General features: G+C 34.1%; 29 protein-coding genes and 1 other annotated feature (1 of these 30 only partly in view). Of the genes, 8 read left to right on the top strand and 21 right to left on the bottom strand.

The window, feature by feature from the left end; translation table 11 throughout:
- Positions 1–13: 13 nt before the first annotated feature.
- The 11 genes from CAO17_RS05485 to CAO17_RS05435 all read right to left on the bottom strand — a co-directional run bounded on the left by CAO17_RS05485 (position 14) and on the right by CAO17_RS05435 (position 8874).
- A complete protein-coding gene (locus tag CAO17_RS05485) occupies positions 14–2293 on the bottom strand; it encodes a DNA internalization-related competence protein ComEC/Rec2 (RefSeq protein WP_085991851.1) in 2280 nt (759 codons plus the stop codon).
- Between the two features lie 16 nt (positions 2294–2309).
- Positions 2310–2873, bottom strand: a complete 564-nt coding sequence (locus tag CAO17_RS05480) for a ComE operon protein 2 (RefSeq protein WP_085991850.1) — start codon at positions 2871–2873, stop codon at positions 2310–2312.
- Positions 2874–3055: 182 nt separating this feature from the next.
- The gene (locus CAO17_RS05475) at positions 3056–3592 is read right to left on the bottom strand and encodes a helix-hairpin-helix domain-containing protein (RefSeq protein WP_085994411.1); all 537 of its coding nucleotides are present in this window, start codon (positions 3590–3592) and stop codon (positions 3056–3058) included.
- Positions 3593–3787: 195 nt separating this feature from the next.
- On the bottom strand, positions 3788–4531 hold the full coding sequence (locus CAO17_RS05470) for a class I SAM-dependent DNA methyltransferase (protein WP_085991849.1): 744 nt from the start codon (positions 4529–4531) through the stop codon (positions 3788–3790).
- A 3-nt stretch (positions 4532–4534) separates the two neighbouring features.
- Positions 4535–4891, bottom strand: coding sequence for a ribosome silencing factor (gene rsfS, locus CAO17_RS05465; protein WP_085991848.1), 357 nt, complete (start codon positions 4889–4891; stop codon positions 4535–4537).
- On the bottom strand, positions 4881–5468 hold the full coding sequence (yqeK, locus tag CAO17_RS05460) for a bis(5'-nucleosyl)-tetraphosphatase (symmetrical) YqeK (RefSeq protein ID WP_085991847.1): 588 nt from the start codon (positions 5466–5468) through the stop codon (positions 4881–4883). Before yqeK ends, rsfS begins: the two co-directional genes overlap by 11 nt.
- The gene (locus tag CAO17_RS05455; protein WP_085991846.1) at positions 5455–6024 is read right to left on the bottom strand and encodes a nicotinate-nucleotide adenylyltransferase; all 570 of its coding nucleotides are present in this window, start codon (positions 6022–6024) and stop codon (positions 5455–5457) included. Before CAO17_RS05455 ends, yqeK begins: the two co-directional genes overlap by 14 nt.
- Positions 6025–6036: 12 nt before the next feature.
- Positions 6037–6327: a ribosome assembly RNA-binding protein YhbY gene (yhbY, locus tag CAO17_RS05450; RefSeq protein ID WP_085991845.1), complete on the bottom strand. Its 291-nt coding sequence runs from the start codon at positions 6325–6327 to the stop codon at positions 6037–6039.
- A gap of 1 nt (position 6328) precedes the next feature.
- Complete coding sequence (gene aroE / locus CAO17_RS05445; protein WP_085991844.1) at positions 6329–7174, bottom strand: shikimate dehydrogenase; 846 nt, start codon at positions 7172–7174, stop codon at positions 6329–6331.
- 81 nt (positions 7175–7255) lie between these two features.
- The gene (yqeH, locus tag CAO17_RS05440) at positions 7256–8356 is read right to left on the bottom strand and encodes a ribosome biogenesis GTPase YqeH (protein ID WP_085991843.1); all 1101 of its coding nucleotides are present in this window, start codon (positions 8354–8356) and stop codon (positions 7256–7258) included.
- A gap of 2 nt (positions 8357–8358) precedes the next feature.
- On the bottom strand, positions 8359–8874 hold the full coding sequence (locus CAO17_RS05435) for a YqeG family HAD IIIA-type phosphatase (protein WP_085991842.1): 516 nt from the start codon (positions 8872–8874) through the stop codon (positions 8359–8361).
- Between the two features lie 523 nt (positions 8875–9397).
- Between CAO17_RS05435 and sda the strand changes: the two genes are divergently transcribed.
- The 8 genes from sda to sigK all read left to right on the top strand — a co-directional run bounded on the left by sda (position 9398) and on the right by sigK (position 15999).
- A complete protein-coding gene (sda, locus tag CAO17_RS05430; RefSeq protein WP_085991841.1) occupies positions 9398–9544 on the top strand; it encodes a sporulation histidine kinase inhibitor Sda in 147 nt (48 codons plus the stop codon).
- A 315-nt stretch (positions 9545–9859) separates the two neighbouring features.
- Positions 9860–12181, top strand: coding sequence for a Na+/H+ antiporter subunit A (locus CAO17_RS05425; RefSeq protein WP_085991840.1), 2322 nt, complete (start codon positions 9860–9862; stop codon positions 12179–12181).
- On the top strand, positions 12182–12520 hold the full coding sequence (locus CAO17_RS05420) for a Na(+)/H(+) antiporter subunit C (protein WP_085991839.1): 339 nt from the start codon (positions 12182–12184) through the stop codon (positions 12518–12520).
- Positions 12513–13994, top strand: a complete 1482-nt coding sequence (locus CAO17_RS05415; RefSeq protein WP_085991838.1) for a Na+/H+ antiporter subunit D — start codon at positions 12513–12515, stop codon at positions 13992–13994. Before CAO17_RS05420 ends, CAO17_RS05415 begins: the two co-directional genes overlap by 8 nt.
- A gap of 6 nt (positions 13995–14000) precedes the next feature.
- Entirely contained in the window at positions 14001–14477 is a 477-nt protein-coding gene (locus CAO17_RS05410; protein WP_085991837.1) for a Na+/H+ antiporter subunit E, read from the top strand.
- A complete protein-coding gene (locus tag CAO17_RS05405) occupies positions 14474–14779 on the top strand; it encodes a monovalent cation/H+ antiporter complex subunit F (protein WP_085991836.1) in 306 nt (101 codons plus the stop codon). Before CAO17_RS05410 ends, CAO17_RS05405 begins: the two co-directional genes overlap by 4 nt.
- On the top strand, positions 14766–15143 hold the full coding sequence (gene mnhG, locus CAO17_RS05400) for a monovalent cation/H(+) antiporter subunit G (RefSeq protein WP_245831766.1): 378 nt from the start codon (positions 14766–14768) through the stop codon (positions 15141–15143). The genes CAO17_RS05405 and mnhG overlap by 14 nt, the downstream gene beginning before the upstream one ends.
- 148 nt (positions 15144–15291) lie before the next feature.
- Complete coding sequence (sigK, locus tag CAO17_RS05395; RefSeq protein ID WP_085991834.1) at positions 15292–15999, top strand: RNA polymerase sporulation sigma factor SigK; 708 nt, start codon at positions 15292–15294, stop codon at positions 15997–15999.
- A 318-nt stretch (positions 16000–16317) separates the two neighbouring features.
- Here sigK and mtnN read toward each other — a convergent pair whose 3' ends face one another.
- The 10 genes from mtnN to alaS form a co-directional block, all read right to left on the bottom strand.
- Positions 16318–17010 carry a 5'-methylthioadenosine/S-adenosylhomocysteine nucleosidase gene (gene mtnN / locus CAO17_RS05390; RefSeq protein ID WP_085991833.1) on the bottom strand — a complete coding sequence of 231 codons (693 nt, stop codon included), beginning with the start codon at positions 17008–17010 and terminating at the stop codon, positions 16318–16320.
- Between the two features lie 34 nt (positions 17011–17044).
- The gene (locus CAO17_RS05385; protein WP_085991832.1) at positions 17045–17758 is read right to left on the bottom strand and encodes a YrrS family protein; all 714 of its coding nucleotides are present in this window, start codon (positions 17756–17758) and stop codon (positions 17045–17047) included.
- A 185-nt stretch (positions 17759–17943) separates the two neighbouring features.
- A complete protein-coding gene (gene greA / locus CAO17_RS05380; protein ID WP_085991831.1) occupies positions 17944–18420 on the bottom strand; it encodes a transcription elongation factor GreA in 477 nt (158 codons plus the stop codon).
- A 108-nt stretch (positions 18421–18528) separates the two neighbouring features.
- On the bottom strand, positions 18529–19179 hold the full coding sequence (gene udk / locus CAO17_RS05375) for a uridine kinase (RefSeq protein ID WP_085991830.1): 651 nt from the start codon (positions 19177–19179) through the stop codon (positions 18529–18531).
- Positions 19176–19829, bottom strand: coding sequence for an O-methyltransferase (locus CAO17_RS05370; RefSeq protein WP_085991829.1), 654 nt, complete (start codon positions 19827–19829; stop codon positions 19176–19178). The genes udk and CAO17_RS05370 overlap by 4 nt, the downstream gene beginning before the upstream one ends.
- A gap of 164 nt (positions 19830–19993) precedes the next feature.
- Positions 19994–21112, bottom strand: coding sequence for an endolytic transglycosylase MltG (gene mltG / locus CAO17_RS05365; RefSeq protein WP_085991828.1), 1119 nt, complete (start codon positions 21110–21112; stop codon positions 19994–19996).
- Between the two features lie 164 nt (positions 21113–21276).
- The gene (locus CAO17_RS05360; RefSeq protein ID WP_085991827.1) at positions 21277–21558 is read right to left on the bottom strand and encodes a DUF1292 domain-containing protein; all 282 of its coding nucleotides are present in this window, start codon (positions 21556–21558) and stop codon (positions 21277–21279) included.
- Between the two features lie 13 nt (positions 21559–21571).
- Positions 21572–21985, bottom strand: a complete 414-nt coding sequence (gene ruvX, locus CAO17_RS05355; protein ID WP_085991826.1) for a Holliday junction resolvase RuvX — start codon at positions 21983–21985, stop codon at positions 21572–21574.
- Positions 21986–22252, bottom strand: a complete 267-nt coding sequence (locus CAO17_RS05350) for an IreB family regulatory phosphoprotein (RefSeq protein WP_085991825.1) — start codon at positions 22250–22252, stop codon at positions 21986–21988.
- Between the two features lie 257 nt (positions 22253–22509).
- Positions 22510–25152: an alanine--tRNA ligase gene (alaS, locus tag CAO17_RS05345; protein WP_085991824.1), complete on the bottom strand. Its 2643-nt coding sequence runs from the start codon at positions 25150–25152 to the stop codon at positions 22510–22512.
- Positions 25153–25212: 60 nt separating this feature from the next.
- Positions 25213–25389, bottom strand: a binding site (T-box leader) (it continues 37 nt past the right edge of the window).

Raw genomic sequence — 25389 nt, 5'->3', positions numbered from 1 at the left:
TTCCGTGATTATACTATGGTAAATATGTAAAAAAGGTTCCTGTATCATATTTAAAACGAAATGTAACTGTTCCATGTTTATCAGTACGTAAAAGACGAACATCATTACTCGCTTTAATTCGCTGTATAACTTCATCTGCTGGATGACCATATCGATTATTCTCCCCTACTGATATAAGGACAGTTGATGGATTTAACTGTTTTAAAAAATCCTCATCTGTTGATGTGATGCTTCCATGGTGTGCGGCTTTTAGAACATCCGCTCTAATATTAGGGTATCTGTTCATTAAATCTTTTTCGATGTCTTTACCTATATCCCCTGTAAAGAGCCATTTTAAACCTCCAAATTCTGTAAATAAAATAATTGAATTATCATTTGGTGTCTTTGCATTTTTGCTTGGTCCAAGGACAAAGAAAGAATGGTCTTGGATTGTAACTTGTTCTCCATCAGAAATTCGGCGAACTGGGATATCTTTATAACTCCATAATTGTTCTTCTTCTTTCGATACCTCGTAAAAGGTGGATATATAAATATTTTCAACATTTATATCCTTCAGTAAATACTCTACACTTCCAACATGATCGGCATCCTCATGAGTTAAAAATAAGGCATCTATCCTTTGTATCCCTTTTGAATCTAAAAATGGTTTGATGGTATGATTATATATTTTGTCACTTGCTAATCCATCTTCAAGAGAAACTTTCGCCCCAGCATCAATCATAATTACCCCTTTTCTATATGGCAGTTCAATGACAAATGCATCACCCTGACCGATATCTAGCATCGATACGGATCCTATTGGTGAAAAATAAGGTCGAACAATTAGAAGAAAAAGAAATAAAACTAATATAATCCCATATGAAAATGCCAATTTCTTTTTGTCATTCTGTATTTTAATCATTAGGCTAAAGAAAATAATATAATAAATTACAGACATTCCAGGCGTAAATTCACCAAGTATCCATGTAAAATTCACAGATGAATCAAGCCATGTTAGAAGGGATAGAATAAATGAATGTATCATAATAAAAAAATGATCTATTATATGGAAGAATGAAAAAGGAAGAAGAGTTATGGGTAATAATACATACATCAATGGAAGTACAATAAGTGAAAAATAAGGAATGACAATAACATTTAAGAGAATAGATAAGGGCTGTAGTAAGGAAAAATAATTAAATTGTAGAGGAAGTATAATTAATTGAGCGACAAGACTAATTTTTAGTGCTTGGTAAAAAGAATTATTTGTAATACCAAGCCACCTTCTCGATAATATAATTCCAAACGTAACAAGAAAGGACAATTGAAATCCTACCTGATAAACAAAATACGGGTTCAAAAAAATCAGTACAATAAAAGCAAATGAAAACACGTCTAATGCACTAAACCTAAAGCGAAGTTTATGTAGTAGTATAACCATAATAACCATAACACTAGCACGCCAAACAGATGGTTCGCCACCAGCTAAAATTGCATAGATTGGAAGCAAAATCACCACCATCCATTGTGCTTTTTCTCGCGTTAAAATGGATAATTTTATCACTAAAAAATAAAAAAAGCCTAATAACAATGCAATATGTGTTCCTGAAATCGCCACAAGATGAGTAAGCCCCCATCTTTGAAATACACGTACCGTTTCTTCCGGTAAACTACTATCATCCCCTAATACTAATGCATTAAGCCAAGCAGAAGTAAATGGGCTTAGATTTTCTTCCATCTTTGTAATTAAATTCGAACGAATATGATGAAAACGATGAAAAAATGAGGAACCCTCACATTTTATATCCTCCATGGAAGAGACGATAAACTGATTTGTTATTCCCTGTTTTCTTAAGTAATCTCCATAACGAAATTGTCCAGGACTACTTGGTTCTTTTGGTTTCTCCCTTTGTCCTGTAACGGTGCACACTGCTCCGTGCTTGAGTTTCGATGTATCTAGGTTGGAATGAGGGAAGTGAACGATTAGAAGTTTATTGCGTGTGTTGGTTTCTTGAAGTGTAAATTCGACTTTTTTCTTAGTGGATAGAACAGTACTTACAATTTTTCCTTCAATCTGCTCTTTTGAATTAATTTTTATATTGTGAATTGGATTATTAGTTACATCGGGGATATAATAAAGTGAAAAGAGAAGAAAGGTTAAGGAAACAAGGATGGGAATATTCCCTAACCGTTTACTCCTATACAAATAAAATAACCACAACCCATAAAAGATAAGGAAGAAATAGCTATTAAAATATATAGCCATGGTGGAGATAATTATTGCTATGGCTACAATATACCAAGATCCCTTCATTCATTTCACCCTGCTTCTATAAAGTAAATAAACTACTTACTCTATCTTTTAGGTTTCTAATTTCTTGTTCATCATCGTTTGATTCTTCTAGTTTATTTAGAAGTTCGTTTACTAATCGATGTTTTTCTTTATAATTTGTGTCAACTGCTAGGTAATCTAACTTTACTTTTATGGTGTCCACACCCGCTTCATTAAATAGCTGAATGGCATACTTATGATTGCGATAATCCTCGGCATAATAAACAGTTTTAATACCAGCTTGTATGATTTGCTTGCAGCACTGCAAACATGGGTAATGCGTTACATATATGTCTGCATTATCTGTAGGCACACCAAATTTCGCGCATTGTAATAATGCATTTGCTTCTGCATGGACTGTTCTCACACAATGACCATCAATCACATAACAACCATCATCCATACAGTGTACACTACCTGAAACACTTCCATTGTAACCGCCTGCAATTATTCTCTTATCTCGAACAATAGTAGCGCCTACCATTAATCTCTTACAAGTACTTCTAAGGGCAAGAAGATGACTTTGTGCCATAAAATACTGATTCCATGAAATTCTTTCCATATAAATCCTCCAAACTCTTTTTTACATTACAATTAGTTTACACGCCAACATAAAAATCCGTCAATATCCGACGCTTCATGAAGTTTTTCGACATAAACACCGGTGTATATTCTTATTACTACCTTCTCTTTCGGTATGATGCCATACCCATTTAAAATTAATTATCGTTATGTGCTACGTCATCATGGAACCTGGACAGAATCTTTCATTTGTTCCAATGTCTTTTCTCCAATTCCAGAGATTTCTAGTAGGTCCTCTATCGAATGAAAAAGTCCATTTTCGTCTCTATATTGAATGATAGCTTGTGCTTTCGAAGGACCTATACCATTTAAAGATTCTATTTCTTCTCTCGTAGCATAATTTAATCTAACTTTACCATTATTACTATTATTGTTTGATTCAGAAACAGGTGCCGTTCCATCACTTAAATCTGGGACGATAATAACCATCTCATCCATTAATTTCTGTGCTAGATTTACTTGAGAAGTATCAGCACTATCGGTAAAACCACCTGCCTGTTGGATAACATCATTTACTCGCATACCTTCTTCCATTTCGTATACACCAGGGCTTGTTACTGCGCCTTTTACATCTACAACCAAGTTATTTAACTCTACTTCCAAATTGTTTTGCTCGGTATTTGTATCTGCAGACGGAAGTGGATGTGCAGCTTGATACTCTGGTTGTATTTTACTTTCACCGGAAAACACGATAAACATAACAATGAGGATACCTAATATGAGAAAAAAAGAATATTTTTTCAGGAGTTCAAACAAGTAGAATCACTTCCAATTATAGAATTTGGGGATAAAGGGGAGGTTACGCTAGGTTATATGACTAACTGGGTACACTAATATTTTCGACATCACTTTACAAAATCCTTTATTTTTTTAAAAAAAGATACGAGTTTTTAATCACTCGCATCTTTCAGCCACAAAAAATATTCTCTCTGAATCACTTGTTATATTCTCTTCTTCTAATCGAAAATCAGCATATACTTGTACATGATGAAATCCAATTTCATATAATAACTTTTTATAAAAATCTATAGAATAAGTCCGTTGATGATGGATTTCATCAAAACGTATATATTTGTCACCATCTAAGGCAAAAAAAGTTAAATCATGATACATATCACCAATGGTTTCACCTTCTAAGCAAAACCAAATATAAGAAACATCCTCCATCACATCAGCAAAGGTTTGGTTTTTATAGTTTTGTTCTACATGATAAATCGAGTGAACATCAAATATAAAAACCCCATCCTTTTTTAAGCTTTGATAAATTCTTTGGAAAACATTCTTTAGGTTGTCTTCTTCCGTAATATAATTGATAACATCACAATAGCTAATGGCTACGTCAAGATCATTTAGCCCCTCTAATTCCTGTAAATTCTGATGTAGCCAAGTGATTGGTACATTTTTATTACTAGCTTTATGTTCTGCATAAGAAAGCATGTCCATCGAAAAATCAACACCAATCATTTGAAAACCTTCTTCTGCTAATCGGACAGTAATTTCTCCTGTCCCACATCCTAAATCGGCTATTGTCTTTATTTTTTTGTTTTTCAACCTTTCAAGGGTAAACTGTATCCATTTGTCATAGGGAGCCTCAGCCATAAATTTATCATACACATAGGCCATCTGCTTATATTCCATCTTCTACCCTTCCAATCCTATTTCTAATGGAATACGGTCCGCATCTCCCCAAAGTCGCTCAAGATTATAATAGCTACGTTCATCCTTATGGAATATATGACAAACTACGTCACCTACATCCACTAAAACCCAACGTGCTTGTTCTAACCCCTCCATTCTTTTGACATCTATCTTTAATTCATCCATTTTATCTTTAATCTCTCTAGCAATGGATTGTACTTGCCGCTCATTACTACCATGACAAATGACAAAATAATCAGCAACTAATGATACCTGTTGCATATCAAGCGCAATAATATCTTCCGCGCGTTTATCATCACATGCTATAGCAATTTGTTGTACTATTTCCTTAATCTCCATTTATTCCATTACCTCCATTAATCCGTAATGTAAGATCATTATAGGCATAAAATGTATCTGGATATATCCTGGAATTTTTGTGCATTAAAAATGTTATTGTATTTTTGGATGCCATCCAGCAAGCTCTTACTAAGTCTTTTTCTGCCATTTCCCTCACTTGTGTTACCCCCGGAAAATCCCTGCCAGGCTCCATATAATCTGCAAGAAACAATACCATGTCTAAATTACTCATATTTGCTCTTCCAGTAGTATGATAATAAATTGCTTGCTGTATGTCACGGTTTCGAATCCCGTATTCTCTTTCAATTAATATGGATGCTACAGGACCGTGCCATAATTCATGGTGATATTGTAATAAATCCTTTGGAAGAGAGCTTTCCTTTATAATTCGTTTCATTTCTTCTAGTGATCGATACTTACAATAATCATGAAAAATGGCAGAAAGCTCAGCTTTAGATTGAGATACATTATACCTTTCAGCTAACAAAACAGCAGTATCTTTTACCCTTATTGTATGTTCAAATCTTTTCTTCGTTAAAAAGGGTTCAACCACTTTTATTGCATCATCTATCTTCATATAACCCCTTCTCCCTAATATATCTATGAACTTTATCTGGTACGATATACTTGATGGACTCTTTATTTCGTAACCTTCTTCTTAACATTGTTGAAGAAATATCAAGTATTGGTACAGTTACTTCTATTAATGGATAATGAGTCTCTAATTTATAACCGGGCCTTTTTACACCTACAAATTGTATCAACTGGACCAATTCATCAATTTTATTCCAGTTTGGTAAATACTCCACCATATCTGCACCAATAATGAAATAGAACTTGTAATCCGGAAATTCACTTCTTAATACTTTGACGGTATCTATCGTGTATGATTTACCTAAACGTTCCATTTCTATCGTATTTAATTTAAAACTATTATTACTGTCAATTGCACTTTCCAACATTTTCATACGGTGGTAAGCACTTGTCTGGGAATCATTCTTATGTGGTGGTGTATATGTTGGAATAAACCAAATTTCTTCTAATTCCAATGCAACACGAACTTCTTCAGCAATAACTAAATGACCAAGATGTGGTGGATCAAATGTACCACCTAAAATACCTATCCGTTTCACTCTATAACTCCTTTAAGGTAACTGTAATTGTTTATTTTCTTGTGATTCCTTGTACAAAACAATATTGTTACCAATAATTTGAACAATTTCTGCCTCCGTACCCTCCGCAATCTGCTCTGCAACGGAATCCTTATCCTCCATGCAATTTTGCAAAATGCTCACTTTTAATAGCTCCCGTTTTTCCAATGCCTCCCTAATTTGCTTTACCATATTCTCGTTTACTCCAACTTTTCCAACTTGGAATATCGGCTTCATATGGTGCGCTTCTGAACGCAAAAATCGTTTTTGTTTACCTGTTAGCATATTATCTTCCTTCCAAAATTAATTGTAGTTCTTCATCCATATTATCTATCTGAACATCGATTTCTGTCCAAATTTCATAAGCTAATTTTGCTTGATATAAAAGCATAGTATGTCCAAAATGGATGGTAGATCCTTTTTGTTTAGCTTGTTTCAAAAAAGTTGTTTTAATTGGTTGATATACGATATCACTTACAATAGTTTCTGGCTTTAATCTCTGTAAAGAGACAACCGAATTATCCACTTCGGGTTTCATCCCTACAGAGGTAGTTTGAATAATAACGTCATATTCACTTAAGTTTCGTTCAGCTTCCTTTAATGTTATAATCTGCGTTTCTGTAGAGGTTTGCTTAATACTTGCTATTTCCTCTGCTTTTTCCTTCGTTCTATTAGCGATATCAATATGTTGATATCCTGCATCACTCAAACCATAGTAGATTCCTCGAGCAGCACCACCTGCCCCGAGAATTAAAATACGTTTTGATTTCTCATTTACCAGGTTAGGAATTTTATTTTCTAAAGAACGGACATATCCTTTTCCATCAGTATTGTAACCAATTAATTTTCCATCCTTTATTAATACCGTATTGACAGCCCCAATATTTTTAGCATTACGATCCATTTCGTCTAATAACGGAATTATTTTTTGTTTATATGGTACGGTAACATTAAATCCATTTACTTTTTCTTTTTTCATCTTTTCAATGCTCTCTGCAAATGGAGCATCTGTTGGTATTTCATTAATTGTATAGCTTCCCTGTATGTTAGTTTTTCTCAAAAATTGCTCATGTATCCATGGTGACAGTGAATGCTCAATTGGATAACCAATTAATTTAAAATTATAAGACATGATTTCTCCTCCCCCAATATTCAATTTTTTAGTGAAGCCAGACTTTAAATTGAGATGTACAGAATGCGTAGTAAGGTCTCTTTAAATCAATGATTTCCTAATTGTAACAGCTACTCCTTTAGGACTATAAGCTACAACCGTAGCTGGTTCCCCTGATAAACTTACCCATCCTAATCCTGGGAAAACGATGTCTGTCTTATCCTGCGAAATTTTAAATGTGCTTTCTATTAACTTTGGTAATTTTTCTAATGACTTTTCATTTGGAGGTGATAGTAATTCTCCTACATGATTTTTATATAGATGATCGGCTTTTTCCAGTTTCGTTCGATGAATGGATAGTTGATTAGAAAAATAGCAGACAAAGGGTTGTCTTCCCCCTTTCATAAAGTCTAATCGGGCCAATCCTCCAAAAAATAACGTCTGTGAACTATTTAACTGATATATCCGTGGCTTAATCTCATTTTTAGGAGTAATCAATTTCAAGTCCTCGTCATCAACATAATGAGCAATTTGTTGACGATTTACAATTCCAGGAGTATCTATTAATGAAGAGTGATCATCCAAAGGTATTTCAATAAAACCTAGGGTAGTTCCTGGAAAATACGATGTAGTAATTACATCCTGATAACCTGTTGTTTGTTTAATTAACCGATTTATAAATGTAGATTTACCTACATTGGTTGTCCCTACTATAAACACATCTCTATTTTTTCGATATGCTTCGATTTGATAAGTAAGGTCATCCATGCCGTGTCCCTTAATAGATGATATTAAAAAGACATCCAATACTTTAATTCCTGCGTTTTTTGCTTCGCCTTGTAACCATTGAACCAATTTACGCTTATTTGTTGATTTCGGTAACAAGTCCACCTTATTACCAACTAAGATAATTGGATTGTCTCCGATAATCCTAGGAAGACTTTTAATTAACGTTCCATTTACATCAAATATATCAATAACATGGACAACTAAACCGCTAGCGTTTCGAATCGAGCTAACCATTTTTAAGAAATCATCATCACTTATAGATACATCCTGAATTTCATTGTAATGTTTTAATCGAAAACATCTCTTACACATTACATTTTCCTTTTCTAGTGAAGACTTTGGAGTATACCCTATTTTATCAGGTTTTTCTGTTTGTATTTTTGCTCCACAACCTTGACAAAAAATATGTTCCACACTCATTCCTCCCAGCTGATTTTACCTTTGTTTCTAAAATAGTTTAATATTCTCCGTTCTATTTTCCGATTTATTCTTGTTATTCTTCCATCAGATTTTACTATCGGAACAACTAATATGGTGTAGAAACCAGCAATGTTCCCACCAAGGACATCAGTTAAAACTTGATCACCAATAACTACTATTTCTTCTTTTTTTAATTTCATTTGTTTCCGAACTTTGTTGAAAGCACGACGTAATGGTTTTCTGGCACTATAAACAAATGGCGTGCCTAATGGTTCAGAAAACACCTTAACTCGGTCAAGATTATTATTAGAAATAATCGTTATTTGAATATCATGTTCCTTCATTAATTTAAACCACTGAATAACCTCTGGTGTCGCATCAGCAACATCCCAGGCTACAAGCGTATTATCTAAATCGGTTATGATGCCTTTAATTCCTTTCTCCGTTAAGGTACTAGGGTGAATATCAAAAATGCTTTTTACATGCTCATTGGGCAAAAATTTACTTAACACGTTATTACACCTCATCAAATTTCTTCGGCTATAATTACATAAAACAATCCTACAATAATTTACCATAATATGATAGTTCTGTCCCAGATAAAGTAAATCTTCAATCAGTGGGGTTTTCTCTCATCCCTCACCTAAAAGGGATTCGTTTTTCCTCCATCTTTGAGGTGGGGTATGATGCCTCTTAACCTGCGATAAACAGGCTAACGAACCTTTCATCGTGTAAGACATATTTCCTTTAGGTGGGCAAACAGTAAATATATGATAAAAATCATACTAAATATGTGTTTTTTCGATAAGATTTTAAAAAATCGTTCGACAAATATCTCCATGTTTCGAATGTGGATAACTTTACTAACATTTTCAACAGGCTAAGTTATCCATTTTTTACAGAGAAATGTGATATTACTAACAAGTTATCTACAGGCTTATGTAGATAACTTGTGTCTTGTCCTAGTTTGAGAAACATGGTAAATTATTATTAACTTAAATCAAGCAAGACAATTTACTTAGGAGGGCTGTATGGATGGAACATTTATCTGATGACCTACTAATTGAATCCTATTATACAGCAAACGATTTAAATTTAAGCCCTGATTTTATCTCATTAATAGAAGAAGAAATTCATAGAAGAAAGTTATCACACAAAATTAAATGGATTAAAACTAGTTAATCATGGATACCAAATAATATCGGTTTTTTCCAAACTCCTGCTCCCCCCAAGCAGGAGTTATTTATTTTTTAATATAATAATGACTACGATAGACTATGTTTGTATAAACTTTTATTATATATTATGATAAAAGTTGGATTCCCAAAGTAAACAAAATTCCACAACATATTACAATTCCCAATGGATAGTTCACCATCAAAAACCATTATTAGACACTTTTACAAGATTAGGCATTCTTTTACATTATTTCCTATTATAGGAAATAATATGGTTATGCTCAAGAAGACTTAATTTATAAAGGAGGAATAGTATTAGATGATTTACGCAGTTTTCGCTCCATTACTGTTTGCTATATTTGTACCATGGATTAGTAAAGTAAAAGATCGAATACATACTGGTATTTTTGTTTTTTTCATCCCTTTTATCATCTTTCTTTACTTTATCCAATTTATCGGAGCCAACTTTAGTCCAATTAGACAAACATACAATTGGATACCATCCCTAGGATTGAACCTAGACTTTTATTTAGACGGACTAAGTTTACTATTTGTTTTACTAATTAGTGGAATTGGGTCATTAGTCGTACTCTATTCAATATGGTACTTAGACAAATCAGAAAAGTTGGGACATTTTTATGTCTACCTATTAATGTTTATGGCTGCAATGTTAGGTGTTGTATTATCTGATAACGTTTTTGCATTATATGCATTCTGGGAATTAACATCCATTTCATCATTTTTATTAATTGGTTATTGGAATTTTAAAGAGCGTTCAAGATATGGCGCGTTAAAATCAATGCTTATAACCGTATTTGGTGGTTTAAGTTTACTTGGAGGGTTCATACTTCTAACGATTATTACTGGTACAACTAGTATTCAAGGAATGATAGAACAGGTAGATATTATTTTAGAAAGTGATTATCTACTTCTAACTTTAATCTTCATACTACTAGGTGCATTTACAAAATCTGCACAATTTCCATTCCATATTTGGTTACCTGACGCAATGGAAGCACCAACCCCTGTTAGTGCGTATCTACACTCAGCAACCATGGTAAAAGCAGGCATATTTTTAGTTGCTAGATTTTCACCTATCTTTGCTTTATATGAAGGTTTCTTTATTATTGTAAGCCTTATCGGTATTGTAACGCTTTGCTGGGGCTCCTACATGGCAGTCAGGCAGACCGATTTAAAAGGTATTTTGGCTTTCTCTACCATCAGTCAATTAGGTATGATTATGGCAATGCTTGGTTTTGGAACAGAAGCCGCCGTATTTGCTGCTGTATTTCATATTTTAAACCATGCGACATTTAAAGGTAGCCTGTTTATGATTGCTGGAATAATTGACCATGAAACCGGGACACGTGATATAAGGAAACTAGGTGGTCTATTTACCCTATTACCTATATCAGGTACATTAGCCGTATTTGCTACGTTCTCCATGGCAGGTGTACCGTTACCATTCCTAAATGGATTTTATAGTAAAGAATTATTTTTCGACGCAACACTTGGTTTGGAAGGTGCAGCATGGCTTAGTCAAGCTATACCATACCTTGCTGTTTTCGGTAGTATTTTTACCTTTGTTTATTCCATGTACTTCTTTTTTGGAGTATTTACTGGACCGAAACAACTGGACAAGCTACCGAAGAAACCTCATGAAGCACCAATTGGGATGTTAATCTCCCCTATTATTCTTGTGCTTGGTGTTGTTTTAATTGGATTATTCCCTAATATGGTGAATGGCACATTCCTACAACATGCTGCGGAAGCGGTTAATAGTAATGTAGAATACCATGATATAGCATTTTGGCATGGGTTTAATTATCCACCATTAATCATGTCATTAATCGTAGTAGGCGTAGGAATCATTCTATTCTTGACCCGTAAAAAGTGGCAAGGTATCTACAACATTTTACCAGGTAACTTAAGCTTTAATCGCGTATATAACACAATAATAGAAAAATTGGATACCTACTCTGCAGGTATTACGAATACATATATGACTGGTTCTCTTAGAACATATATGATTTTAATATTAGGCACTACATTCATCGTAACTTTGATGTATATGTGGTTAACAAATGGATTTACAATTGACTTTAGCCAGGTAGCTGATGTAACGAGCCTTGAGGTTGCTCTCGTAACAATAATTATGATTGCTGCTATAGCTACTCTATTTGTAAATAATAATGTTGCAGTTATTTTAGTAACTGGAATCGTAGGTTATGGCGTATCTATGTTATTTGTAATCTACCGTGCTCCAGACCTTGCATTAACACAGTTAACTGTGGAAACGATATCCATTGCTCTGTTCTTATTATGTTTCTATCACTTGCCGAATTTAAGAAAAAGGGAAGAAACACTATCAAATAAATTTACAAACATCTTTATTTCTGCTGGATTTGGATTATTAATTATCTTAATAGGAATATCGGCACATAGCTCCAATTGGTTCAAATCCATTTCTGATTATTTTATCGAGAATTCCTATAAACTCGGTGGTGGGGATAATATCGTTAACGTAATTCTAGTGGATTTCCGTGGACTAGATACATTATTCGAAATAACTGTGCTAGGAATTGCAGCACTGGCCATCTTTTCTCTTATTAAATTAAAAAAGAAAAAGGAGGCGGAATAAATGGAAATATTAATTATTATTCTTGGTGGTGTTCTTTTTGCACCTGCCATTTATAATTTGTTACAGAAACAGTTACTACGTATTATTATAGGTACTGTATTGTTATCCCATGGTGCCCATTTGCTTATTTTGACAATGGGTAAACTAAAAACCGGTCAACCACCTATTTTAATGGATGGTATTACAGAGTACACAGATCCTTTACCACAGGCTTTAATTCTTACGTCCATTGTTATTAGTTTTGGTATTACAAGTCTTCTTCTTGTATTAGCATACCGAACAACAAGAGAAAACAATACAGATAATATGGAACAGTTAAGGGGTAAATCAAATGAGTAATTTAGCAGTTTTACCGATTGTCTTGCCGTTACTATCAGCAATAATCTTAATATTTTTTAACTCTAATGTTAAAATTTCAAGATTATTGACGAAAGTGTTTTCACTAATTGGCTTAGCCGTTGCAATTTATCTCTTCCTATATGTAGATGAAAATGGAACGGTAGTATTGCAAACAGGTGATTGGATTGCACCGTATGGAATCATATTAGTTGTTGACATGTTGGCAGCATTATTAGTTCTCTCAACTAATTTAGTTGCTGTAGGATGTGCTTTTTATGCACCACATGCGGGCCTTGAAAAAAAAGAGAAGTACTATTTCTATCCCTTTTTCTTTTTCCTAATTACTGGTGTGTCCGGTGCGTTCATTACTGGGGATTTATTTAACCTTTTTGTATTCTTTGAAGTATTATTAATGGCCTCTTATGCCCTAATTGTCTTAGGTGGAGATAGAGTTCAATTAAGAGAATCTATGAAATATGTATTAATCAATGTATTTTCTTCCATGTTATTCGTTACGGCAGTCGCCTTTGTTTATGGTGCGGTAGGTACAGTTAATATGGCACAAATTGCTAAACGAGTGGCAGAAGTTGATCAACAAGGTATTTTAACAACAATCGCCTTCTTGCTGTTCTTTGTTTTTGCAACGAAAGCAGCGTTATTCCCGTTATATTATTGGTTACCTAATTCCTACATAGTACCAAACCCAGTTATTTCAGCTTTATTTGGTGCATTATTAACAAAAGTCGGTATTTATTCGATATTACGGGTATTTACATTAATATTCAATCAAAAATTAGAACTCACCCATGATTTCTTTATTTGGGTAGCAGGACTTTCCATGATTTTCGGTGTCATTGGAGCACTCTCTACAAATAATATTAAACTGATAGTAGCTTATAATATTATCCCTGCTATTGGCTATATCATTATGGGAATTGGTATATTCAATCAAGAGGCTTTAAGTGGGTCCATTTATTATCTCATGCAGGATATTATAGTTAAAGCAGCACTATTCCTATTAGTAGGTGTAATTGCATATGTGGCTGGCACGTCAGATTTACGTAAGATGGGTGGATTAATCCATCATTACCCTGTTCTAGGATGGCTGTTATTTATTAGTGCTTTTGTTTTAGCAGGTATCCCACCATTTAGTGGATTTATTGGAAAGCTGATGCTACTTGATGGTGCATTTAGAAGTGATGAGGTTGTTATTGCTGTCATTGCCCTTATAACAAGTCTTTTAATCCTCTATTCTATCATAAAAATCTTCATTCATGCTTTTTGGGGAAAGAAAGATGAAATGAAAAACTTAAAACCAGTATCTACAAAAGGTTTAATTGCACCAGTTGTTTTTCTAATATCCTTAACAGTTATATTAGGTGTAGGGGCAGAATACTTTTATCCAATCACCGATTCCATTGCAGGATATTTACTTAATCCTGAGGTTTATATTGATTCTGTACTAAAGGAGTAGTGAAACATGGCCTTTCAAATTATTATTAATATAACAATTGCTATTCTTTGGATGTTTCTAGGTGAATCCTACACTGCACCAAGTTTTATTATTGGATATCTCTTAGGGATTATTTTACTATTTGTGTTAAGGAGGTTTATACCAGGTCCTTTTTATCTAATTAAAGTCAAAAATATTATTAAGTTAATTTTAATTTTTATTAGAGAATTAATCTTATCAAATATTACAATGCTTAAATATATTTACTCACCAAAGCAATTAGCTGAACCAGGGATCTTTGAAATACCTCTTGACGTTAAATCAAATTGGGAAATAACTATTCTAACCACTCTCATTTCATTAACGCCGGGAACCTTATCTGTAGCTGTATCTGCTGATAACCATTATTTGTATGTCCATGCTATGAATATTGACGATACAGAGGAATCGATAAATGATATCAAAAATTCATTTGAAAAAGCTATTATGGAGGTGACAAGATGAGGGAGATCTTAGAGATAACAAATAATATTGTCGAGATTTCGGTTACTATTGGATTTTTAGCAATTGCCATATCCCTTGCAATCTTAATGTATCAAATCATTATTGGCCCAGATAATGCTATTAGAGCGATTGCATTAGATACAATTGGTGCAAATTTAATGGCTGTTGCTGGATTACTATCCATCTATCTTGTTACAGATAAACTAAATGATGTGGTTCTACTAATTGGTATCCTTGCTTTCTTAGGAACGGTTGGTATTGCTAAATACTATGAAGAGGGTGCTATCATTGACAGAAACTGAAATGTTCTTCCAAATTATTATAAATATACTAATCATCCTCTCCATACTAATTGGTGCATTCCTTATAGTATCTGCATCCATTGGAATTATTCGATTTCCGGATGTTTATACAAAGCTACATGCCGCAACTAAAGCATCCACACTAGGAATTGCTGGAATTTTAATTGCAGCATTTCTATATTTATACCTTCACCACGATATTATTAGTGGGAAGTTGTTAATTGCGATTTTATTTATGATGATAACCAATCCTGTATCAGCTCATATGATATCCAGAGCAGCTCATTCAAAAGGAATTTCACCAGTTATTAAAAATCGCAACGATGCTTATGAACAATATAAAGCTAATCTAAACAACAAGTGACCTTTTAAAAAGGTCACTTTTTTATGTTTTATTTTAATGGACAGACACAAAAGCCCCCTTCCCTACATAGAGTTGTAATATAGGCAAATACCCAAACACAAGAATTCTTTTTACACAGTTTGAATATTATTATAGGAGGTGCATGTGTTTGTCTGGAATATTAACAGTACTTGCTCTTCTTGTAAAGGAAGTCCTCTTCTTTGTTTCCTATGTAAAAAATCATGCCTTTCCTCAGCCATTACCACCAGATGAAGAAAAGAAATATATAAAAGAAATGCAGGAAGGTAGTGAAATCGCTAGGAACAAACTGATTGAACATAACTTGCGCCTTGTCGCTCATATTGTAAAAAAGTTTGAAAATACAGGGGAAGATATGGAGGATCTTATCTCAATTGGTACGATTGGATTAATTAAAGGGGTTGAAAGTTTTTCATTAGATAAAGGTACTAAGCTAGCCACCTATGCTGCACGCTGTATTGAAAACGAGATACTTATGCATTTAAGGGCTTTAAAAAAGGTTAAAAAAGATGTTTCTCTTCATGATCCAATTGGTCAAGATAAAGAGGGAAATGAAATTAGCCTCATAGATATATTAGAGGCAGAAAATGAAAATATCATTGAGTACATCCAGCTCAATATGGAAATTGAAAAAATGCAAGAATACTTTTCAATTTTAGATAGCAGAGAACGTGAAGTTATTGTATATCGATATGGTCTTAATGATTCAAAAGAAATGACACAAAGAGAGATAGCTAAAAAACTAAATATTTCTCGTAGTTATGTTTCACGAATAGAAAAAAGAGCCTTAATGAAGGTATTTCACGAATATTATCGTCAAGAAAGAGATAATATATAATCCCACCATATTTAAACAGAGACTAGAACAAAAGTGTTTATATCAAAGTAAAATCCGAACAGGTCGTGCATATAGACCACTACGGAAATAAACTACGCTCACCTTAGGCGCTGCTGAGCCTACTTCAGGCCAACACGATGGTGATCACGAAGGCGTTTCCACAGGACGTGGCGTTCTTAGCCTTTGTTCCATAGTCGCTCTTCATAAAGTGAATTTTCAACCAATGGGGTTTTTCTTTCATCCCCCACCTAAAATGATTAATATTTCCTCCATTTTGAGGTGGGGGTATTACTGTCCCTTAACCTGCGATAAATTAGTTTACTTCATGAATTTAATCATTGTCATAATAAGTTCTGCTGCATTTTTTGCTGCTTTGTCTAGGAAAGCATCAAATGAAACAGAAGATTCCTTGCCTGCAATGTCAGACAGCGCTCGAATAATTACAAATGGCTTTCCATATTGGTGACATACTTGTGCAACCGCCGCAGCTTCCATTTCAGAAGCAATCATCGATGGGAACTTTTCCCTAACGAAGGCAACCCGATTCGGATCTTCCATAAATGAGTCACCAGTTGCTATTATTCCCTCTTCGTAATTTAATTTCAATTGATTGACTGCCGAAATAGCTTTCGAAACTAGATATGAATCTGCTTCATACATTGAAGGTAAGCCTGGTACTTGGCCATATTCATAATCAAATGCTGTCACATCCACATCATGGTGGACAACCTTAGATGACAGTACAACATCACCTACCTCTAACTTTTTAGAGAAACCACCCGCAGAACCTGTATTAATGACATGGGATGGGGCATATCGCTCATGCATAATGGTTGTTGCCATCGCTGCATTAACTTTTCCTATTCCTGATTTTAAAAGGACAACATGGTGATCATGTAATTTTCCCTCAACAAAAAGGCAGCCCGCTACCTTCTGTTCTGATTGGTCCTTCATATTTTCTAATAATAACTTGACTTCTTCATCCATTGCTCCAATAATTCCTATCGTCAATTTGTAGCCTCCAATTTCTAATACATTCTTGCTCTTATTTCTTATCGTTTTCCTTTAGTTCTTCCACCCTCGTTGGCTTCCAACCTTCTTCATCTACCCAAGATAAATAAACTCGGTAAATTTCTGATTCTGCTTTATCAGACACAGTGGCTATGACTTTTTGATCTCCCCCATTGCCAATCCACCATACGGTGTAATCATTCCCATTTAAACCTGTAGCCAATAAAATTGCCTTTTTCATTTCTTTTCTATCTTGTGAACCACTGTCATATGTAACGGTATGTGGTCCTTCTTGAATTGTACCAACTGGTTCCCAATCACCTTCATAGGCTTTTAAGACATTTTCATCACTAGATTCTACTTCCTCTATTACAACATCTTGATCATTATTTGTTGTTTCATCTTTATTTTCATCATTTTTTTTATCTTCATCTTCATCGATAGTTTCTTGCTCGTCTTGTTTTTCTTCTTTCACGGAATGCTGTGTTTCCTTTTGTGATATAGCTTCTTCTTCTTCTTTTTCATTCACTTTTACATCAGTCTCATTATCATCATTTTCTTGAGTAATTTTTACTTCTTGTTCTTCCGTTTCTGAATCATCGGCTACTTCACTTCCTCCACCAAACAACCAAATAGCTGTCAGCGATATAAACAATATTACACCAATAACTAAAATCAAAGAAGTAAATTTTGTATTTTTCCTTCGTTTTTCAAACTTAACTTTTCTTGTATGTTTCTTGTTACTCATTTTACTCCCCTCCTCATATCATACCTTTATTATATTATCATAGTATAGATTACATGAAATAGGAAAATGTTTTTATTTTTCAATATGCATTTTAACAATCTAAAAATGTTAATAATAAACGAACATAGGCTCTTAAAACGTATAAAGAAAAAGCAGGAGTCATAGTAACTCCTACTTCCATTCATTTATTCTACTTTTAAGATTTTTACTTGAATATCGCCACCTGGTGTTGCAACCGTTACCTCTGCACCAATTTCTTGACCAAGTAAGCTTCTTGCCATTGGTGAGTCATTAGAGATTTTTCCTTCAAATGGATCTGCCTCAGCACTACCAACAATTGTATATGTCTCTTCATCACCATCTGGTAATTCAATGAATGTAACAGATTTACCGAGCGAAACAATATTAGCATTTGCCTCATCATTCTCGATAATAACAGCATTGCGAATCATCTTTTCGACTTGTGTAATACGCTGTTCCACAAAAGCTTGTTCATCTTTTGCTGCATCATACTCAGAGTTCTCAGAAAGGTCTCCGAAGTCACGTGCTATTTTGATTCGTTCAACCACTTCTTGTCTTCGATCTGTTTTTAAGTATTCTAATTCTTTTTCTAATTTTTCTTTCCCCTCTTTTGTCATATAATAACTTTTTTCTTCAGCCATTTAAAAAACACTCCTTTTACAAACATATCAAATAAGCGTTTTGATTACGCTCTAGTTTCTAGTAGTAAAATATGCTAATCATTACTATGGCAGACTTTCTGTAAATAATCAAGAAATTTCCCCTTCATTTAATTTCTTTTTTGATAAAATATTTTCAATCTTTGAAGCTATAATATCTATGGCAACTTGATTTTGTCCACCTTCAGGAATAATAATATCTGCGTATCGTTTTGTTGGCTCAATAAATTGTAAATGTGACGGTCTTACCTCATTTAGATATTGATTAATTACAGAGTCTAAAGTTCTCCCTCTCTCTTTGATATCCCTTGTCAATCTTCTTATAATTCGAAGATCAGCATCAGTATCAACATATACCTTAATGTCCATCAAATCTAACAACCTTGGATCTTCCAATACTAAAATTCCCTCTAAAATAATTACATCTTTTGGTTCTACCGGAATAACCTGTTTAGACCTAGTATGTATGGAATAATCATAAACAGGCTTTTCAATTGATTTATTCTCTAATAAATTATGAAGATGTTCAATCAATAAATCATTGTCAAATGCTAGTGGATGATCATAATTTGTATTTAATCGTTCCTTAAAAGGTAGGTGACTTTGGTCTTTATAGTAATAATCTTGTTCGATGACAAGAATGGTTTTATCTGAAAAACGTTCAAATATTGACCGGGTAACAGAAGTCTTACCACTACCACTTCCGCCAGCTACACCAATTACTACTGGTTTTCCTTTCATGTATGATATCTCCCTTTCGCTTTCTTATAACTTACTGCAACTCCATCTCCAATTGGAATAATGGTTGTGTGGAAATCTTCGTGTTTCATTAAGTACTCATTATAATCTCTTAGCTTATCAACCATTTTCCTATATCGTTTTGGTGCTGATTCCGGATTGGCAACAAAACCTCTAAATAATACATTATCGGTTACAATAATTCCGTTTTCTGAAAGTAAAGGCAAACAAAGATCAAAAAAATGTTTATATTGTCCCTTTGCAGCATCAATAAATATCAGGTTAAACTTGCCCTTTTCTAAATGTTGCAATTCCTCTAATGCATCACCAAAAATGACATCAATATTACTTTCCTTTTTTTGATGTTTAATGTTATCCAATGCTTGTTGGTAGCGTTTTTCATCTCTTTCTATGGTCACAATGGATGTTTTAGGATTTGCTTGTAACATACGTAAAGCTGAATAACCAATAGCGGTTCCAACTTCCAAGATACACGTTGGTTTTGAAATTCGAACCAACTGCATAACAAAATTTATTCCAACTCGATCCATTATCGGAACGTTATCTTTTATAGCTTGATCTTCTATTTCCAAAACCCATTCTTCGTTTGGAGGTAGTGTTTGATTCAAATAGTTATTTTGAGTTTCACTCATATCCATTACCTCTTTCCTGTAAACCGTTTATCAAGTATTAAGCTTCTCAGTAAAAAAAATGAGAAATGTGAAAGGTGATCACATTTCTAAAATTATCTTGGTTGTTTTCTAAAAAATTGTACTAACTATAATTATAGCGATGCATATAAGGGAAATTCCTTGTTTTAATCTAAATACTTTGCTCTATTCTTATTATGTTCTTCATTCGTTTCAGCATAGTGAATATTTCCCTCATTATCATGCAAGAAGAATATATAATCTGTTTCTTCGGGATTAATCACTGCTTCTAGAGAACTTTTTGAGAAGTTTGCAATTGGACCTATTGGTAGTCCAGTAATTTGATAAGTGTTGTAGGGTGATTCTGTTTCTAGATGTTTATTTAACGTCGTTTCCAAGTGTTCCCCTACCGCATAAGCAACGGTTGGATCCGTTTGTAGTCTCATACCCTTTTCTAATCGATTATAGAATACACCAGCAATCGTTTTTCTTTGTTCTTTTTTAGCTGCCTCTTTTTCAACTAATGAAGCGAGTGTTAAAGCCTCGTGTATTGTAAGTTCTTTCTCTTTTATCCTATCCAAATATGGAGATACTACTTCTTGTGTCTGACTTAACATTTTTTCAATTATAGACTTTATACTAGGTTCCTTTTCATAATAATCATAGGTAGCGGCAAATAAGTAACCTTCTAAAGGCATCTTAATTTCATCATTCTCTAGAATGACATCCGGTAAAATCGGGAAGCGGTCAACTAATTCCTCGACATAGCCCTTATCATTTACAACGTCAATAAATTCCTTTTTCGTAAAGTGTAAATGCTCCGCATAAATTTCTGCTATTTCTTCAATATTAAGTCCTTCAGGAATCGTAATAGAATATAACGGTTCTTCCATTACTTTTCCAGTTTTCAGAGCTTGTGTGATTTCATTTAATGTCATTGATGGTGAGAACGTGTAATTACCAGCTTGAAAATCAGACTCATTATTAAATTTTATATAGAATTGATAAATGATAGCATTCTTAATAATACCGTTCTTCTCTAGAATATTTGCTATAGTCGAAGTGGAAGAACCAAGTGGTATTTCAACATGAATATTTTCATCACTAGATGGATCAACTGGTTTCAAAGCAGACTGAATATATAGAAAACCTGCTGTTACACTAATCATGAATATAACTAAAATAGATAAAATAATAATGGATACAATTTTACGAACCTTTTTTGCTTCTTTACTTCGTTTAATGAGATTGTCCTTGAAACCTTCTTTATTTCTCTTTTTGGACATACCGTTTCCCCCTCTCATTCGACTTATTATACTAAAAAAGTACAATAATATCCATATTTTTTGGGGAAGTTAAGAGAATAAAGATTATTATTATTTTCATTTAACGTCAATATAATAGCAACCAAAGAAAAACTGATGCCGTATTTCGACACCAGTCCGTTGATTTATTCAGTTAATTCCTCATCAGACAAGGTATTTAACATTTCCTCTACCATATCCCATTCTTCATCTGATTCAATTGGGAACAGTGTTAGATCTTCCTTCTCGTTTTCTTCATAGCGAAAGGCATAAACTTCCACTTCCTCATCCTCTGATTGCTCAACAGGAACTACTGCAATATAAGAGTTTCCCGTATCATCCACGTCAAAGGTAAATAATACTTCAAATAAATGTTCTTCGCCGTCTTCATTAGGAACAATAATTCGTTCTTTTCTTTCTAGTGACACACTTACACCCCTTTTACTTGTGGTCTAAATAACCTTGTAATATCATTACTGCTGCCATTTTGTCAATTACCTTTTTTCGTTTTTTTCTACTCATATCTGCTTCCAGTAAAACCCTCTCAGCAGCCATTGTGGTCAATCTTTCATCCCATAAAACAGTGGGAATATGAAACGTATCCTCTATGTGTTTTGCAAACTTCTGCGATGCCTCGCCTCGTTCCCCAATTGTTCCGTTCATGTTTTTGGGTAGACCAATAATAGTTTTACCAACTTCGTGTTCTCTTATAATTTCTTTTAGTTCCTCATCTGCCGATTTTATATTAGATTCGTCCCAATATATGGTTTTTAAGCCTTGAGCAGTCCAACCAAGTGCATCACTTATTGCGACTCCAATCGTTTTCGAGCCAACATCAAGTCCCATTGTTTTCATTTAATCCGCCTTCTGCTGTTCTAGATAATATTTCACTAATTCTTCTATTACTTCATCACGCTCAACCTTCCGTATTAAGTTCCTAGCATCGTTATATCTAGGAATATAAGCCGGATCACCAGACAATAGATAGCCAACAATTTGATTTATTGGATTATACCCTTTTTCTTTTAAGGCATTATGTACCGTAAAAAGAATTTCCTTAATATCCTGATCATATGGTTCTTCTGAAAAGTTAAACTTCATCGTTTTATCAATCGAAGACATTCTAACACCTCATTTTTAGAAAGACTCGTATTCGCTCTTTCCTCTGCGAATAAATTGCTTATTATTATACTTCGTCCTTTAAGCTGTTTGAAAAAAATTAACACTACTATTTCACTATTTGCAGCATATGGTAATTTTATTAAAATATGATCGTAGCGAAATTCTACTGTAACTATTCTAACATGTAAGTACAATAAAGTGAAACTAACCTCTAGGATAGTTTTCCTAGAAGTTAGCAAGGATGAACTTTTCTTATATCATTTACTAGCTTGAGCTAGAACATATTCTTTTGCCGTTTGTATTGCTTCTTTTATCTTATTAGGGTCTTTTCCACCCGCTTGCGCCATATCCGGACGGCCACCACCGCCTCCACCACAGGCACTAGCAGCTTGTTTAATCAAATTCCCTGCGTGATATCCTTTATCAACTAAATCTTTTGAAACGCCCGAGGCAAGCTGTACTTTACCATTATTTTCGGTTGCCAACAGGATAACACCAGAAGTAAGTTTCTGTTTTAAATCATCAATCATTGTTCGAAGCTGGTTCATGTCCTTAACATTCACTTGTTGAGCTAAGACTGAAACACCCTCAATGGTTTCCACTTGCTCAAGTATAGAAGAACTTTCTGCGCTTGCTAGCTTTGCACTAAGAGATTCATTTTCCTTCTCAAGTTGTTTTATTTCTTGAAACAAGCCCTCAATTCTTTCGGGTACTTTCTCTTCATTTGCTTTAAGCAGCTTAGAAGAATTCTTTAAAATGCTTAGTTTAGAATGTAAATGAGAATAAGCATATTTGCTTGTTACAGCTTCTATCCTACGTGTTCCAGCTCCAATTCCACTCTCTGAAACAAGCTTAAATATACCAATATCAGAAGTGTTTTGAACATGACAACCACCACACAATTCAATGCTGTAGTCACCAATTTGGACAACTCTTACGATTTCGCCATATTTCTCACCAAATAGAGCCATCGCACCCATTTCTTTAGCTTCTTGTAATTTCTTAAGATTAATCTCAACAGGCAGTGCTTTCCATACTTTTTCATTAACGATTTTCTCAATTTTTTCCAATTCTTCCCCTGTTACTGGATTAAAATGTGAAAAATCAAACCGTAGTCTTTCTGGAGTAACTAATGAACCAGCTTGATTTACATGAGAACCAAGCACATCTTTCAACGCCTGATGCAGGAGGTGGGTTGCAGTATGATTTTTAATAATCGATGAACGAAATTCATCATCCACTATGGCTTTTACTTTATCATTTGTACGTAATTCTCCATCTTTAATAACAATTTGATGAATGTGTTGTCCTTTAGGAGCTTTTTGTACATTTTCCACATAAGCCGAAGCTGTTTCCGTATATATCCAGCCATGGTCTGATATTTGACCACCACTTTCAGCATAAAACGGTGTTTCGGTTAAGAAAATATAACCTTTATCCCCTTTGTTCAGCTGTTCCAATAGTTGATTCCCATCAAAAATTGCAGCGAGATTCGTTTCTGTCTCTAGTGTATCATATCCTATAAATGTACTATCTACATCTACTTCACTAAGAGCGCTATTCTGAACTTGCATAGAATCTACTTTTTGTCTTGCATTTCTAGCTCGGTTCCTTTGTTTTTCCATTTCTTTATTATATGCCTCTTCGTCAATAGTAAACCCTTGTTGCTCCACATACTCCTCTGTTAGTTCTTTAGGAAAACCATAGGTATCATATAAACGAAATACTTCCTCCCCAGGAAATACTGTACTACCTTTTTCCTTTTCTTTTTTCATAATGGTTGTTAATATTTCAAGGCCGTCATTCAATGTCTCATGAAATCGCTCTTCTTCTACTTTAACAACTGATTCAATTAATTCCTTTTGTTTTACTACTTGAGGATAGAAATCTTTCATAATTTCTCCAACGGTTTCCACTAATTCAAACATAAATGGTTTATTAATACCAATTTCTTTTGCAAATCGTACCGCCCTGCGAAGGAGTCTTCTTAGTACATAGCCCCTTCCTTCATTTGATGGAAGTGCTCCATCTCCAATCGCAAAACTAACAGTTCTAATATGGTCTGCAATTACCTTAAATGCGGTATCAGCTTCATCTGATTTACCATAAGAGATAGTAGCTAAATCCTCTACTTTACGAATAATCGGCATAAATAGATCTGTTTCAAAGTTTGTAGGTGTATTCTGTATAACCGAAACGATTCGCTCTAACCCCATTCCCGTATCAATATTTTTCTTAGGAAGAGGTGTGTACGTGTCATCAGGATTATGGTTGAATTGAGAAAATACTAAATTCCATATTTCTAAATAACGACTATTTTCGCCACCAGGATACAATTCAGGATCATTCAAGTCATTTCCATATGCTTCACCCCGGTCATAGAAAATTTCCGTATTTGGTCCACTTGGCCCCTCACCAATATCCCAGAAGTTTTCTTCTAGACGAATAATACGTTCTTTAGGGATTTTTATTTCATTTAGCCATATATCGTATGCTTCATCGTCTTCAGGATGTACAGTAACGGATAATAATTCAGATTCTAAGTTTAGCCATCTTTCACCTGTTAAAAATTCCCATGCCCATTCGATTGCTTCTTTTTTAAAATAATCCCCGATAGAGAAATTACCAAGCATTTCAAAGAAGGTATGATGTCTAGCCGTAAATCCAACATTCTCGATATCATTAGTTCGAATGGATTTTTGCGCATTGACAATACGAGGATTTTCAGGGATTACACGCCCATCAAAATATTTCTTTAATGTAGCAACACCACTGTTAATCCATAATAATGTTGGATCATCCTTTGGAACAAGTGATGCACTGGGTTCCACACGATGTCCTTTTTCTTTAAAGAAATCAATAAACATTTGTCTCACTTCTGATGAAGATAATTCCTTCATATAAAGCCCTCCTTTTTCTTAAGCTGCTATGAAAACTAAAAAAATCTCCTCTCTGCTTGATGCAGGGACGAGATTATTCGCGGTACCACCCTAATAATGAATGACATAACCATTCACCACTTTAATCCATGTTAACGGTCTGAAAACCGGCGGGTATTAACCGCACTCCAGTGTAGCTTTCCATGAAATTAGATTCGGATTTCTTTCAGCCTAATGGAAATCCCTCTCTTTCGAACC

This window comes from Oceanobacillus senegalensis, from assembly GCF_900176885.1.
In the GTDB taxonomy this organism is placed as follows: domain Bacteria; phylum Bacillota; class Bacilli; order Bacillales; family Amphibacillaceae; genus Oceanobacillus; species Oceanobacillus senegalensis.
This window is presented reverse-complemented; position numbering and strand designations above follow the sequence as displayed.

What these genes read in the sequence shown, in the direction of transcription:
- CAO17_RS05480 (WP_085991850.1), bottom strand. Translation starts at nt 2,873, where the DNA reads ATGGAAAGAATTTCATGGAATCAGTATTTTATGGCACAAAGTCATCTT.
- CAO17_RS05425 (WP_085991840.1), top strand. Translation starts at nt 9,860, where the DNA reads ATGATTTACGCAGTTTTCGCTCCATTACTGTTTGCTATATTTGTACCA.
- yhbY (WP_085991845.1), bottom strand. Translation starts at nt 6,327, where the DNA reads ATGCTAACAGGTAAACAAAAACGATTTTTGCGTTCAGAAGCGCACCAT.
- ruvX (WP_085991826.1), bottom strand. Translation starts at nt 21,985, where the DNA reads ATGAAAACAATGGGACTTGATGTTGGCTCGAAAACGATTGGAGTCGCA.
- mltG (WP_085991828.1), bottom strand. Translation starts at nt 21,112, where the DNA reads ATGTCCAAAAAGAGAAATAAAGAAGGTTTCAAGGACAATCTCATTAAA.
- udk (WP_085991830.1), bottom strand. Translation starts at nt 19,179, where the DNA reads ATGAAAGGAAAACCAGTAGTAATTGGTGTAGCTGGCGGAAGTGGTAGT.
- CAO17_RS05350 (WP_085991825.1), bottom strand. Translation starts at nt 22,252, where the DNA reads ATGTCTTCGATTGATAAAACGATGAAGTTTAACTTTTCAGAAGAACCA.
- CAO17_RS05415 (WP_085991838.1), top strand. Translation starts at nt 12,513, where the DNA reads ATGAGTAATTTAGCAGTTTTACCGATTGTCTTGCCGTTACTATCAGCA.
- CAO17_RS05410 (WP_085991837.1), top strand. Translation starts at nt 14,001, where the DNA reads ATGGCCTTTCAAATTATTATTAATATAACAATTGCTATTCTTTGGATG.
- aroE (WP_085991844.1), bottom strand. Translation starts at nt 7,174, where the DNA reads ATGTCTTATAATTTTAAATTAATTGGTTATCCAATTGAGCATTCACTG.
- sda (WP_085991841.1), top strand. Translation starts at nt 9,398, where the DNA reads ATGGAACATTTATCTGATGACCTACTAATTGAATCCTATTATACAGCA.
- CAO17_RS05420 (WP_085991839.1), top strand. Translation starts at nt 12,182, where the DNA reads ATGGAAATATTAATTATTATTCTTGGTGGTGTTCTTTTTGCACCTGCC.
- CAO17_RS05405 (WP_085991836.1), top strand. Translation starts at nt 14,474, where the DNA reads ATGAGGGAGATCTTAGAGATAACAAATAATATTGTCGAGATTTCGGTT.
- CAO17_RS05485 (WP_085991851.1), bottom strand. Translation starts at nt 2,293, where the DNA reads ATGAAGGGATCTTGGTATATTGTAGCCATAGCAATAATTATCTCCACC.
- CAO17_RS05470 (WP_085991849.1), bottom strand. Translation starts at nt 4,531, where the DNA reads ATGGAATATAAGCAGATGGCCTATGTGTATGATAAATTTATGGCTGAG.
- yqeK (WP_085991847.1), bottom strand. Translation starts at nt 5,468, where the DNA reads ATGAAGATAGATGATGCAATAAAAGTGGTTGAACCCTTTTTAACGAAG.
- CAO17_RS05370 (WP_085991829.1), bottom strand. Translation starts at nt 19,829, where the DNA reads ATGAGTGAAACTCAAAATAACTATTTGAATCAAACACTACCTCCAAAC.
- CAO17_RS05475 (WP_085994411.1), bottom strand. Translation starts at nt 3,592, where the DNA reads ATGTTTATCGTGTTTTCCGGTGAAAGTAAAATACAACCAGAGTATCAA.
- alaS (WP_085991824.1), bottom strand. Translation starts at nt 25,152, where the DNA reads ATGAAGGAATTATCTTCATCAGAAGTGAGACAAATGTTTATTGATTTC.
- CAO17_RS05385 (WP_085991832.1), bottom strand. Translation starts at nt 17,758, where the DNA reads ATGAGTAACAAGAAACATACAAGAAAAGTTAAGTTTGAAAAACGAAGG.
- greA (WP_085991831.1), bottom strand. Translation starts at nt 18,420, where the DNA reads ATGGCTGAAGAAAAAAGTTATTATATGACAAAAGAGGGGAAAGAAAAA.
- rsfS (WP_085991848.1), bottom strand. Translation starts at nt 4,891, where the DNA reads ATGGAGATTAAGGAAATAGTACAACAAATTGCTATAGCATGTGATGAT.